13 protein-coding genes are annotated in these 12,250 nt (G+C 69.6%); 8 read left to right on the top strand and 5 right to left on the bottom strand.

The features are described 5' to 3' along the window. Positions 1 to 198 precede the first annotated feature (198 nt). Positions 199 to 1,209, top strand: a complete 1,011-nt coding sequence (locus EDD31_RS14610) for an LLM class oxidoreductase (protein WP_148058829.1) — start codon at positions 199 to 201, stop codon at positions 1,207 to 1,209. Positions 1,210 to 1,512: 303 nt separating this feature from the next. Here the strand turns inward: EDD31_RS14610 and ku are convergent, their stop codons facing one another. Beyond that, positions 1,513 to 2,301, bottom strand: coding sequence for a non-homologous end joining protein Ku (gene ku, locus EDD31_RS01145; RefSeq protein ID WP_123302544.1), 789 nt, complete (start codon positions 2,299 to 2,301; stop codon positions 1,513 to 1,515). An 84-nt stretch (positions 2,302 to 2,385) separates the two neighbouring features. Continuing rightward, positions 2,386 to 3,024 (bottom strand): YitT family protein, encoded by a 639-nt coding sequence (locus EDD31_RS01140; RefSeq protein WP_211336021.1) that lies wholly within the window; start codon positions 3,022 to 3,024, stop codon positions 2,386 to 2,388. Positions 3,025 to 3,114: 90 nt separating this feature from the next. Between EDD31_RS01140 and EDD31_RS01135 the strand changes: the two genes are divergently transcribed. Further along, positions 3,115 to 5,568, top strand: a complete 2,454-nt coding sequence (locus EDD31_RS01135) for an ATP-dependent DNA ligase (RefSeq protein ID WP_123302543.1) — start codon at positions 3,115 to 3,117, stop codon at positions 5,566 to 5,568. A gap of 36 nt (positions 5,569 to 5,604) precedes the next feature. Here EDD31_RS01135 and trxA read toward each other — a convergent pair whose 3' ends face one another. Beyond that, positions 5,605 to 5,976: a thioredoxin gene (trxA, locus tag EDD31_RS01130; protein WP_123302542.1), complete on the bottom strand. Its 372-nt coding sequence runs from the start codon at positions 5,974 to 5,976 to the stop codon at positions 5,605 to 5,607. Between the two features lie 60 nt (positions 5,977 to 6,036). Between trxA and EDD31_RS01125 the strand changes: the two genes are divergently transcribed. Further along, the gene (locus EDD31_RS01125) at positions 6,037 to 7,341 is read left to right on the top strand and encodes a glutamate-5-semialdehyde dehydrogenase (protein ID WP_123302541.1); all 1,305 of its coding nucleotides are present in this window, start codon (positions 6,037 to 6,039) and stop codon (positions 7,339 to 7,341) included. A gap of 108 nt (positions 7,342 to 7,449) precedes the next feature. Here EDD31_RS01125 and EDD31_RS01120 read toward each other — a convergent pair whose 3' ends face one another. Continuing rightward, on the bottom strand, positions 7,450 to 8,631 hold the full coding sequence (locus EDD31_RS01120; protein ID WP_148058828.1) for an FUSC family protein: 1,182 nt from the start codon (positions 8,629 to 8,631) through the stop codon (positions 7,450 to 7,452). A gap of 96 nt (positions 8,632 to 8,727) precedes the next feature. Here EDD31_RS01120 and EDD31_RS14665 point away from each other — a divergent pair, with 96 nt between their 5' ends. Genes EDD31_RS14665 through EDD31_RS01100 form a run of 5 tightly spaced genes read left to right on the top strand, consistent with a single transcriptional unit; the run spans position 8,728 to position 11,770 of the window. Continuing rightward, entirely contained in the window at positions 8,728 to 8,892 is a 165-nt protein-coding gene (locus tag EDD31_RS14665; RefSeq protein WP_170163141.1) for a hypothetical protein, read from the top strand. A 35-nt stretch (positions 8,893 to 8,927) separates the two neighbouring features. Continuing rightward, positions 8,928 to 9,536 (top strand): nicotinate-nucleotide adenylyltransferase, encoded by a 609-nt coding sequence (nadD, locus tag EDD31_RS01115; protein ID WP_123302539.1) that lies wholly within the window; start codon positions 8,928 to 8,930, stop codon positions 9,534 to 9,536. Continuing rightward, entirely contained in the window at positions 9,533 to 10,702 is a 1,170-nt protein-coding gene (locus tag EDD31_RS01110) for a hypothetical protein (protein ID WP_123302538.1), read from the top strand. The genes nadD and EDD31_RS01110 overlap by 4 nt, the downstream gene beginning before the upstream one ends. 40 nt (positions 10,703 to 10,742) lie before the next feature. Then, the gene (gene rsfS, locus EDD31_RS01105; RefSeq protein ID WP_123302537.1) at positions 10,743 to 11,156 is read left to right on the top strand and encodes a ribosome silencing factor; all 414 of its coding nucleotides are present in this window, start codon (positions 10,743 to 10,745) and stop codon (positions 11,154 to 11,156) included. Continuing rightward, positions 11,153 to 11,770, top strand: coding sequence for a histidine phosphatase family protein (locus tag EDD31_RS01100; protein ID WP_123302536.1), 618 nt, complete (start codon positions 11,153 to 11,155; stop codon positions 11,768 to 11,770). Before rsfS ends, EDD31_RS01100 begins: the two co-directional genes overlap by 4 nt. Before the next feature lie 20 nt (positions 11,771 to 11,790). Here the strand turns inward: EDD31_RS01100 and EDD31_RS01095 are convergent, their stop codons facing one another. Continuing rightward, positions 11,791 to 12,201: an ankyrin repeat domain-containing protein gene (locus EDD31_RS01095; RefSeq protein ID WP_123302535.1), complete on the bottom strand. Its 411-nt coding sequence runs from the start codon at positions 12,199 to 12,201 to the stop codon at positions 11,791 to 11,793. Between the last annotated feature and the right edge of the window lie 49 nt (positions 12,202 to 12,250).

The following is a 12,250-nucleotide window of genomic DNA, read 5'->3' as shown; positions in this document are numbered from 1 at the left end:
CGACGCCCCGCCACCCGGCCGTAGCTCTGCGGCCCCGGTGCCGACGCGTCACCCCCGATTCGAGCCCCGCTGCCGATGAGTGACACATCGCCGGTGGATGCGGCCGAGCCGGGAGCCCTTCACCCTTCACCGCGCTGACCTCACCGCACCCTCACCCGGGGCGGACGCAGCGCGACGACACCCTGGGATGTACTCATCATGACTGTTGCCAACTCGCCCACCCTGAACACCACTCTGCACACCGGTGCGCGTCACGCCTGGCTCGGCCTGGACCTCACGGGACTCGGCGTCGCCGAGGACCTCTTGGGCGTCTCCGAGGACCTACCCGTGGAGAAGGCCGACCTCGCGCGGCTGGCCTCCTACACCCGTGCCGCCCACGGCGCCGGAATCGGCCTCGTCACGCTCGGCGCGGAGTTCCGGCTGCGCTCCGACCGCGCCGTGCGCGACGGCCGGCTGGACCCGGTCAGCGCCGCTCGGCGCATCGCCCCCCACGCCTCCGCCGGCCTGGTGGCCGAAGTGAGCGGGAGGGGCGCGGTGGCCACCGCGGAAGCGGAGCTCGCCCAGGCCCACCCATCGCCAGGTACCTGGCATGCCCTGCACCTCAGCCTGACCGAGGCCGCACGACTGGCCTCCTCGGTGCGCCCGGACCGGCGCCGCACTCGCGTGGTGGTCAGCGTCTCGGCGCTCTCCGAGGCTGCTGCTGCTGGGGCCTTCGCGGACATCGTCCGGATCCGCCAGAGCGATCTCGAGCAGGCGCGCGAACTGCGCTTGGCCGTCCGGGCCGCGGCGCGGACGGCGGGCCGCGAGGGCGCCGTCACCGTGCTGGCGGATCTGCACCTGGTGGTGGCCTCCGAGCGGGAGTCCGCCATCGAGCGGGCCGGATTGGTGGCGGAAATCGCAGGGGGATCAGTGACCCCGTGGGAGGGTGCGCTGAGCGCGCACGGCACGCCGTATGACGTGGCCGACCTCATCGAGCACTGGCTGGCCGTAGGGGCGGCCGACGGCTTCGTCGTCATTCCCGGATCGGTTCCTGCCGACGTGGCCGGCCTGATCCGCGCCGTGGTCCCTGAACTCCAGGTGCGCGGCGTGCTGGCGAAGCAGAGTGTCGCCGCGCCGGCGGGCCAGCACCCGGCACCCCGGGTGCCGGCACCGCAGCCCTCGGTTGGGGCCCCGGCGCGGGCACTGGCGGGCGCGGCGGTCCCGGCCTGAGGGTCGCCGGCATATCCGGTCACGATCAGTGAGCGACAAAGACCTGCACAGGCCTTTGTCGCCCAGGCGATCGCGCTCAGCAATGACACCGCCGAGTCAGTACCACGCTCCGCGCCGGGGCGCGAGGCACCGTTGAGCTGATCTGTTGCTGGCCGACGTCAGAGCTCATCGCGGTCGGGCGCAGCCAGCAGACCTTCGCCGCGAGCCTGCCTGCTCGAACCGAGCTGGTCGCGACCTGGCGACCGACGTCAACGGGGACCTTGCCGGACGGGATCACCCACCCCGGCGTCGTCGGGACACGAGCTAGGCGCCCTTGCGTTTGCGGGAGTCGTCCACCGACTTGCGCAAGGCGTCCATCAGCGAGACGACCTCACCGCTGTCATCCTCGTCCTTATTGTCCTCGACCTCGCGCACGTCCCCGGAGCTGAGTTTGGCGTCCACGAGTTCCTGCAGCTGTTCCTGGTACTCGTCGGTGAATCGCTCTGGGGTGAAGTCAGACTCGTAGCTCTTCACCAGCGAGGCAGCCATCTCGAGCTCCTTCTTCGTGACCTTCGGCGTCTTCTCCACCTCGGGGAACTCAGGTTCCCGCACCTCGTCGGCCCACAGCAGCGACTGCAACACGAGCACGTTCTCGCGCACCCGCAGCGCGCCCAGGCGGGTACGCCGGCGCAGGGTGAAGGTCACCACCGCCGTGCGCTCGGCCTCCTGCAGGGTCTGCCGGAGCAAGGCGTAGGGCTTGCCCGCCCGGCCATCGGGTGCGAGGTAGTACGGCTTACCCAGCATGACCGGGTCGATCTGCTCTGAGGGCACGAACTCCTCGACCGAGATCTCGCGGGACTGCTCGATCGGCAGCTTCTCGAAGTCCTCATCGGTGAGCACCACGGTGTGCTCCCCGGCGAGGAAGGCGCGGTCGATGTCCTCGTACTCCACCACTTCGCCGCATTTCGCACAACGGCGCTGATAGCGGATGCGCCCGCCGTCGGCCTCATGCACTTGGTGGAGCGAGAGGTCATGGGACTCCGTGGCGGAGAACAGCCGCACGGGAACATTCACCAGCCCGAAGGAGATCGAGCCCTTCCAGATCGCGCGCATCAAACCCTCCTGGTGTGCAGGGCCTCAGTCAATCGCGGCCCGGTCGGGTGCGCCAGCGGGCGGGGATAAGGCCAGGCTGCGGGCTCAGCCGCCCGTGTAACGACCGGGCCGGTGATTCAGCGCGATCACCATGGACAACAGGACCGCACCGACGACGGAGATCACCACGTTCTGCCAGGCAACCACGAAGATCGAGAGCAGCACCACGGAGGCGTCCATGGACATCTGCACGTAGCCGGCGTTCCACCGCCACCGTTCCTGGGCCAGGATCGCCATCACGTTGAAACCGCCCAGGCTCGCGCCGTGGCGGAAGATGATCAACAACGCCACGCCCACCAGGAGGTTGCCGGTGAAGGCGCCGTAGATCGGCTCCATCTCGAGCTCCGGCATGGCCCACACGTGTAGCCGTTCCAGTGCCGCGACTGCGCCGATGCAGGCCAGCGACCGCAGCGTGAAGCGCCAGCCCTTCAACCAGACGGCCACCGCCATGAAGGGCAGGTTGATGACGAAGAACAGCGGCCCCACCGGCAAGGACGTGGCGTAGGAGATGAGCAGAGCCAAGCCTGCCGTCCCTCCCGTCACGGTGCCGGTGAGCGACAGCAGATAGAGACCGAAGGAGGCCACGAAGGTTCCGGTGAGCAGGCCGAACGCGTCCTCCAGGGGAGTGTGGCGTGAGACTGGAGCCGCTGCGGGAGGTCGCGAGGCCTTCGGTGCAGAAATCACAAGCCACCACTCTAGGGCAGCATCTCAGGATACGGACGTGTTGGCGGGAGTGGGGAGGCGGGAGGTGGCGAGGCGGCGCACGATGAGGCGATGAGCGCGGAACAGAGCGTCGAGGTGGGCGGACATACCCTCCGAGTGTCCAGCCTCGACAAGGTGCTCTACCCGGCCACCGGCACCACCAAGGCGGATGTGCTGCGATACCTCCTCGACGTTGCGCCCTTCCTGCTGCCTCACACCGCCGGGCGCCCAGCCACCCGCAAACGCTGGCCGGACGGCGTCGGCACCGAGCGCGATCCGGGCCAGTCCTTCTTCGTGAAGGCGCTGGAGTCCTCTGCCCCGGCGTGGATCGTGCGCGGGGACCTCGAGCATTCCGGTGGGCCGAAGACGTATCCGCTGATCGACAACGCCGCCACGCTGGCCTGGCTCGGGCAGGTGGCGGCACTGGAGATCCACGTGCCGCAGTGGCGCCTCGACCTCGCCGGCCGGCCGAGCCCACCGGATCGCATGGTGCTCGACCTGGATCCCGGGCCCGGGATGGGGCTGGTCGCCTGTGCCGAGGTGGCCCAGCTGATCCGCCCACTGCTGCAGGGGATGGGCCTGGACGCCGTCCCGGTCACCTCCGGCTCCAAGGGGATCCACCTCTACTCCAGCTTGCCATCCGAGGGCAGCCACAGCTCGGAGCAGATCCGCGAGGTCGCCCACGAACTGGCGCGCTCCCTGGAGGCCGACCATCCCGATCTGGTGGTCTCGGACATGAAGAAGTCACTGCGGAAGAACAAGGTGCTGGTGGACTGGTCGCAGAACAGTGCCTCGAAGACCACCGTGGCGCCCTACTCCCTGCGCGGGCGCCTGCGACCGACCGTCGCCGCGCCGCGCACCTGGGAAGAGTTGGAGGACGAGGGCCTCGCGCACCTCGAGATCGACGAGGTCCTCGCCCGCCTGAAGAAACTCGGGGACCCCCTCGATGCGCTCACTCCGGCGGATCTGCTCGCCACCTACCGCCACAAACGAGACGCGGCGCGCACGCCCGAACCGATGCCCGGACGGGGCAGCTCCCGCGGCGCCGCAGACGACTCTGTCGACGGGGTCTTCGTCATCCATGAGCATCACGCCTCACGCCTGCACTGGGATCTGCGGCTGGAACACCGCGGCGTGCTGCGCTCCTGGGCACTGCCCAAGGGGATCCCGACCTCGCAGAAGAACGCGCTCGCGGTACAGACCGAGGATCATCCGATGGAGTACCTGGACTTCGCGGGCACGATCCCGAAGGGGGAGTACGGCGCGGGTGAGATGGGCATCTGGGACACCGGCACCTACCGGATCCGCACCTGGCACGAGGGCCATGAGGTCTCCGTGGTGCTCACCGGCCAGGACGATGGCGGCCTGAGCGCTTCGGGGTTGGGGAAGAGCGCCACCCTGGCGCTGATCCGGACCGGCGGCGAGGACGAGGCCGACCAGTGGCTGGCTCACCTCATGCAGCAGGGCAGCTCCCGCTCGCGCCCCGACAACTCTCCCGCAGGCCGGTCCCGCTCCGGTCGCAGCGCCGGCTCGCGTGAGGGGGCCCAGGAGAGCCGTCCGCCGCTGCCTGAGCCCATGCTGGCCACCGCCGGTGAGGCGGGCGATCTGGCCGGGTCGCAGTGGTCGCTGGAGATGAAGTGGGATGGGATGCGCGCCATCGTCGGTATCGACGGCGGGGAGGTCCGGATCGTCTCCCGCAATGGCCACGACATGACGGCCACCTACCCGGAGCTAGCGGGGATCTCCGACGTGGTGCGCGAGGCCTCCAGTGTGGTGCTCGACGCCGAGATCGTGGCCCTCGACGAACGCCGCCGCGCGAGCTTCTCCCTGCTGCAGCAGCGGATCCAGGCCGGCAGCCAGCGAGAGATCGACCATCTCGCCGAGCAGATCCCGGTACAGCTCGTGGTCTTCGACATCCTCGAGGTGGAGGGCCAGAGCTGTGTGCGCAAGACCTATGAGAAGCGCCGCGAGCTCCTCGCGACGGCCCTCGACCCGGAGGCACACGAGGCCGTGGTGGTCCCGGCTCCCGTCGCAGACGAGCTGGAGGAGGCCCTGGCGGAGTCCCGGCGGCGCGGTTACGAGGGCGTGGTGGCCAAGCGCCACGGTTCGCGCTACGCCAGCGGCCGGCGGTCACGGGCCTGGCTGAAGCTCACCCACTCCCTCACACAGGAGGCGGTGGTCATCGGCTGGCGTCCCGGTCGCGGGGCGCGATCGGGAGCTGTGGGCTCCCTGCTGCTCGCGGTGCTGGACTCCGGGGGCGGCCTGCGCTATGCCGGTCGGGTGGGCACCGGCTTCCGGGAGGAGGAGGCGCGGGATTGGGTCACCCAGTTCGAGCGCATCTCCCGCAAGACACCGCCCGTGCCCGAGGTCCCGGCAGAGGTGGCCCGCGATGCCCACTGGGTGACGCCCCACCGGGTGGGCGAGGTGCAGTTCGCGTCATGGACCGGGGAGGGGCGGATGCGCCATCCCCGCTGGCGCGGCTGGCGCCATGACAAAGGGCCCGCCGACCTCGACCCTCCTCCATGAGAGGCGGCGAGCTCAGCGGGCCCTGCTGAGGGGAACCTAGTTCTGGGACTGCTCGTTCTCAGCGACCTGCTTGCGCACCTCGTCCATGTCCAGGCCCTTGACCTGCTCCACCAGCTGCTCGAGCTGCTTGGCGGGCAGAGCCCCGGCCTGGGAGAAGACCTGGATGCCGTCGCGGAACGCCATCAGGGTGGGGATGGCGGTGATCTGCAGCTGGGCGCTCAGCATCTGGTTCGCCTCGGTGTCGACCTTCGCGAAGGTGACATCCGGGTGCTGCTCGGAGACGCGCTCGTAGACAGGCGCGAACTGCTTGCACGGGCCGCACCAGTCGGCCCAGAAGTCCACGAGGGTGATGCCCTCGCCGGAGATGGTCTGCTCGAATTCGGCTTCAGCGATGCTCTTGGTGGCCATGCCTAGTCCAACGAATGGCTCCGAGATTCATTCCCGGCCGTCTTTACCTACGCTGCAGGTATGAGTCAGCTGCCTGCCGCCGCCTCCGATGATGTCCAAGCCCGTGTCGAGCAGATCTGCCAGTATGCGCGCCATGCTGCCCGCGCCTTAGCTGCTGCGCCACGCCAGGTCAAGGACGCTGCGCTGCACGCGATGGCCGATGCCCTCGTGGGGGCATCGGCGCGGATCGTGCAGGCCAATGCCGCCGACCTCGACCGGGGCCGTGAGACCGGCATGAAGACCTCCCTGCTGGACCGGCTCGCACTGGACCACGAGCGCATCGAGGGCATTGCCGCAGCATTGCGGGAACTGGCCGCGCTTCCCGATCCGGTGGGCGAGGTGGTGCGCGGGCAGACCCTGCCCAATGGCTTGCGGCTGCGCCAGACCCGCGTTCCCATGGGCGTGGTGGGGATGATCTACGAGGCGCGCCCCAACGTCACCGTCGATGCCGCAGGTCTGGCCATCAAGTCAGGTAATGCCGTCGTGCTCCGCGGCGGATCTGCGGCAGCCTCCTCGAACGAGGCCATCGTGGCGGTGCTCGGCGAGGCGCTGGAGGCCCAGGGCCTCCCCGCCGGGCTGGTCCAGTCCATCGATGCTCATGGCCGCCCGGGTGCCGTGGCCCTGATGCGCGCTCGCGGCCTGGTGGATGTGCTCATCCCGCGCGGTGGCGCAGATCTGATCCAGACGGTGGTGCGCGAATCGCAAGTGCCGGTGATCGAGACCGGTGTGGGGAACTGTCACATCTACGTCGATGCTTCCGCTGACCTGGAGGCGGTGGTGCCCATCGTGCTCAACGCCAAGACGCAGCGCACCGGTGTCTGCAACGCGGCTGAGACCCTGCTGGTGCACCGGGAGCTGGCCGGCGAGCTGCTGCCTCGCCTGCTGGCGGCGCTGGGGGAGTCGGGCGTGACCATCCACGCCGATGAGGAGACCGCGCGGGCCGCTGCCGCCCTTCCCGGGCTGCAGCTCGAACCGGCGACCGAGGCCGACTGGGAGACCGAGTACCTCTCGTTGGATCTTGCGGTGAAGCTCGTGGGCAGCTGCGAGGAGGCCATCGAGCACATCCGCACCTACTCCTCCGGCCACACCGAGGTCATCCTCTCCCAGGACACAGCTGCCGTCCGGAGCTTCACCGCGGAACTCGGCCCCGTGGCCGCTGCGGTCATCGTGAATGCCTCCTCTCGCTTCACCGACGGAGGGCAGCTCGGGCTGGGCGCCGAGATCGGCATTTCCACCCAGAAGCTGCATGCACGTGGCCCGATGGGTCTGGCGGAACTGACGACCACCACCTGGATCGTCGAAGGCGACGGGCACATCCGGCCCTAGCCCGTTCGCGACCGGCTGCGCCTGACGTCGATCAGCCGCTGGGGGCACGCTGACTGGTCGTCCGTTGTCCCTCGGCTCGTACTGCGCCCGTATTGGGCCGCTGGGCTGTCAGTCGTCCGTGTGACCGTGCGCCTCGCCGGCTGGTGGCCCGGGGTTCGGGGGCTCCTCGCTCAACTCGGCCCTCGTGCCCTCGATGAGGATGTCGAGTTCGTCCAGGCATCGACGTGTGGCAGTCACCAGGGCCGCGGCCGCCAGCACACCGCCGCCGGGGGACTCCGCACGGCGGGCCCGGTCGGTCTCCGCAGTCAACTCCTCCAGGGCCTCTCTCACGCGTTGGAGTTCGTCGGTGCGCTCCTCAGCTTTGCCGGAGTCGGCGAGGCCCACGAGAGACTCCATGCCGCGCAGCACCCGGCCGGCATGCGGCCGCAGGCTCGGCCCCAATGACGGCTCGTGCACCTGGGAGTGCTCACCGGTGGCCAGCAGATCGCTCAGTTCGGCCACGTGCTGGGCGAGCCGGTCCACCGCCTGGGCATCGCGGGCCAGGGCCTCGAAATCCTGGCTGTACCGTCGCGCCCGCACATTGCCGCGCCGGCTCTCGCGAGCTGTGGTCAGCGCCGCCCGCAGCTCACCGCGCTGGGGGGTGAGATCGCGTTCGTGCTTCTCCCACTCCTGCGGGTCCAGCGGTTCGTCCTTCTCGAGCATCTCCGCCAGATCGCCGAGCTGATCACGGACGGTGCGGCGTACCCGCGAGAGCGTGTGGCGCAGGGGCGCCAGCGGTAGCGGAGGGAAGGCCAGGTTGATCAGGATTCCGATCGCTGCGCCGAGAAAGACCAGTCCCGCGTAGGCCCCCACGTAGAAGGCGTCGCCCTGCCCGATCACCAGGGTGAAGAGCGCGGAGATCGGCACCCACGTGCCGGCCCCGCCGAGGCGGCGCCAGCCGCCGGCGAGTACCCCCAACGCCACCACGACGCCGACCGTCAGAGGGCTGGATTCAGGCGCGACCAGATCGATCAGAATGGCGATGGTGCCGCCGAGGGCGATGGCCCCCACTGTCTGGATCGACTCGCGCACCGAGCCGGCGACCGTGAACGTCGTGGCAATCACCGCACCCATGGGGGCGTAGTACGGGAACTCATCTCCAGGTCCGGGCAAGATCTGGGCGACGGCCCACGCCAGGGCTGCGGCGATGGCGCTCCGGACGCCCATGGCCAGGCGCGGGTGGGACGACCAAGCCCGCCGGAGCCGGATCGGCCAGCTCACGGTGGTGTCGTGAAGATCTGAGGTGGTCACCAGCACATGCTGACGCGCTCTCCCGGAATCCGCAGCTTGGCTGCTGGCATGCGAGACTGGGGCACGACGGAGATCGATACGTGGGAAGGACCCCGGATGAAGACCTCACTGCTGCTGCTGGCTTCCAGCGACGACGTTGCGCCGCCGGACCACGCCGCCATGGAGGTCAACCCTTTCCTCGTCGGTGGTGTGGTGCTGGCCCTCCTGCTCGGGATGCTGCTGTTCACCTTCGCCTTCCGCAACGTCGCCTCGCGGCTCTGACCAGCTGCGACCACTGAAGGACCAGGCTGCTCGCAATGTCTCGGCGTGTCGGCGTGATGGGGGGAACCTTCGACCCCATCCATCATGGCCACCTGGTGGCCGCCAGTGAGGTCATGGCTTCCTTCAGTCTCGATGAGGTCATCTTCGTCCCCACGGGTCAGCAGCCCTTCAAAGCCGGGCGCGATGTTGCTCCGGCCGAGCACCGCTACCTGATGGCGGTGATCGCTACCGCATCAAACCCGCGCTTCACCGTGTCGAGGCTGGAGATCGAGCGGCCCGGCATGAGTTACACGATCGATTCGCTGCGCGCGCTGCGCGAGTCCCTCGGCGACGTGGAACTGTTCTTCATCACGGGTGCCGACGTGCTCCCGCAGATCTTGAACTGGAAGAACGCCGCCGAGCTCTGGAGCCTGGCCCACTTCATCGGCGTCACCCGCCCCGGGCATGCTCTGCAACCCGTCGGGTTGCCCGAAGACGGCGTCTCGATGCTCGAAGTGCCGGCGATGGCGATCTCCTCCACGGACTGCCGACTACGCGTGGCTGCCGGGCGGCCCATCTGGTACCTCGTGCCCGATGGCGTGGTGCAGTACATCGGCAAGCATGACCTCTACCGTTCATCGAGCCACGAGGAGGTATCCGCATGAGTGAGCAGCGGCCCGCCACGTCGGCCGAGGGTTCCTTGGGTGAACGTCGCCGGCGGCGGCTGGAGGCCGAGGCCGCGCGCGCGGCCGGTGCTTCCGAGCCGCTGAGCCGGAAGGAGATCCGACGCCGGCGGCTGGAGGAGGAGGCGCGCCTGGCGGCGATCGCCACGGGGGAGCTGCCGATGATGGAGGCGGCAAGCCCGCCGGGCAGCGGTGGCGCTGCGGCTGAGCACTCGCCCGAGGCCGCACCGGAGCCGGCCGAGCAGAAGCTCTCGCGGCGGGAACTGCGTGAGTTGCGCCGTCGGGAGCTTGGCACCAGCTCGGAGGACGGCCCGGAAGACGTCACCTCGACGGAGCGCTCCGAGACCGGCCCGGCAGCACAGTCGCCGGCTGCGCCCACGCCGGCTGCGCCCACGCCACCCCCCCAGCGCGCGGCGGGCTTGCGCGACCGTGCGACCGAGCGCCCGGCGGAGATCACCAGCACGGGACGGCGACCGGTGGTGCGCGCCCCGCACACCGCATCGGCCATTCGCTCCCTGGATGAGACCGGTGCGCTGAGTGGGATCCAGCCGGTCGTCCGTGAGGAGGAGGATCCGCAGGAGTACGCCCCGGAGGCCTCCTCCAACCCCGCTGAGTGGAGCGGCACCTTCACCCCGGTGAGCGCGGAGATCCCCCTGACCGCATCCACCTCTGCGCCACCGGCGTCGGAACCGGAAGCGAGGCCAGCGCCGGCTGCCGCACCGCCGCAGCGTGCCGCAACCCCCTCCGGCCCGGCACAGCCGAGCTGGCGCTCGGTGACCGCGGCCTCTCCCGCCGCATCGGCGGAGACCGTCCCGCCTGGTCAAGCGCCGAACCGTCGCTCGATGCGGGACCGCATGGATGTCCCTGCCGAGGAACGCTCGGCACCGCTACCGGTCGCCGATGGCTCGACGGCCACCCGAGGGCCCGGTACCGATGATCCATCGCGCAGCACCGCGGATCCTGAGGCGGGCCCGGTGAACCCGGTCGTGCGGATGGTCCGTGTGCTCGCCCTGGTGCTGGCGGCCATTCTCATCGGGGTGCTGATCACCCTGCTGTGGCTGGATCAGCGGTCAGACAGCGACGACTCGCCAGATGCCGCGCCCGATGTGACTGAGATTGCCCTGCCGCTGCCACCCTTGAGCACGTAGGCTGCTGCACGCCCTGTTTTCCCTAGCCTGAAGGAGAGTCGTGGTCGCTGAGGACGACGCTCGCACCCGCGCCATCGCCGCTGCACGCGCAGCGGCGGACAAGAAGGCTAGCGAGATCATTGCTCTCGACGTCTCCGAACGCCTGGTGCTCACCGACATCTTCCTGGTCGTCTCCGCCGACAACGAGCGTCAGGTCCGCGCCGTGGCAGACGCCGTCGATCAGGCGATGCACCAGCACGGCGTGAAGGCTCACCGCAAGGAAGGCCTCTCCGAGGCGCGCTGGGTGCTCCTCGACTATGGGGACGTCGTCGTCCACGTCCAGCACGAGGAAGACCGCGAGTACTACGCGCTGGAACGACTGTGGCGGGACTGCCCGGTGATCGACCTGCCGGCAGATCTGACCGAGTCTCCAGGTCGTGATGACGCCGTGCCGTCCACGGGCACGGAGGGGTGACCGCTGGAACCGTCGTCCTGTGGCGGCATGGCCAGACCGATTACAACGCCACCGGGCGCCTGCAGGGGCAGATCGACATCCCGCTGAACAGTGATGGCGTGCGTCAGGCCACGCTCTCGGGCACGGCTCTGTCAGTCTTCGAACCCACCCGCATCCTGACCTCTGACCTGAGCCGGGCTCGGCAGACCGCGCAGGCCCTCGCCGAGCGTACCGGGGTGGAACCGATCCCGGAGCCGCGATTGCGCGAGCGGAACTTCGGCGCGTGGGAGGGCCTCACTCATCCCGAGATCGAACAGGGCTGGCCGGAGGCCTATGCCCAGTGGCGCCGGGGAGAAGAGCCCATCGGCGTGGGCGCCGAGACCCGCACCGCCTGTGGCCTGCGGGTGGCGGAGACGGTCCGCGAAGCGGCCGCCGAACTCGGGCCGGAGGATGTGCTCGTGGTCGTGGCCCACGGGGCGGCGATCGGACTCGGCCTCACCGTGCTGCTCGACCTTGATCCTGCGCGCTGGTACGGCATCTCCGGCCTGGCGAACTGCGGCTGGTCCCTGATCCACCCGAACAGTGGCCGGGAGCCGTCCTGGCGCCTGAGCGCGCACAATCTCGGGGTCGACTGAGCGGCGCGTGTCCGCCGCCGCTAGCTTCCCGCGCGCTTGGCGCGCTCCAGTAGTGCCGTCATCTCCGGGAGGTCGAAGAAGGTGGCGGTGGCGCGCGCTGAGGGGTCGCCCTGGTCCGGATCGGCACCGGCGTCCAGTAACTGTCGGACTCCAGCGGCGTCCTGACGGAAGACAGCAGCTGCCAGCGCAGTCTGCCCGCGGTCATTGACGCGCTCGACGTCAGCGCCGCGCCGCAGGAGCTCGGCCAGGGTCTCGCCGTGCTGGTGATAGGCCGCCAGAATCAGCAAGGTATCGCCTTTGGGGTCCGTGAGGTTCACCGGGGCGCCGGCCTCAAGGTAGGCCGCCAGGTCCTCGGTCTGGCCCGAGCGGGCCAGCTCGACGATCTGCAGGGCGAGTGCGATCGCGCCTTCCTCAGGATCTGGTGCTGTCATGAGGCCAGCCTAGATCCGTGCGGTCGTGCCGGCCGCCGGGAGCCGTATG

It is taken from the genome of Bogoriella caseilytica, from assembly GCF_003752405.1.
Classification (GTDB): domain Bacteria; phylum Actinomycetota; class Actinomycetes; order Actinomycetales; family Actinomycetaceae; genus Allobogoriella; species Allobogoriella caseilytica.
The sequence above is the reverse complement of the archived record's forward strand: the minus strand, read 5'-3'. Positions and strand labels throughout refer to the sequence as shown.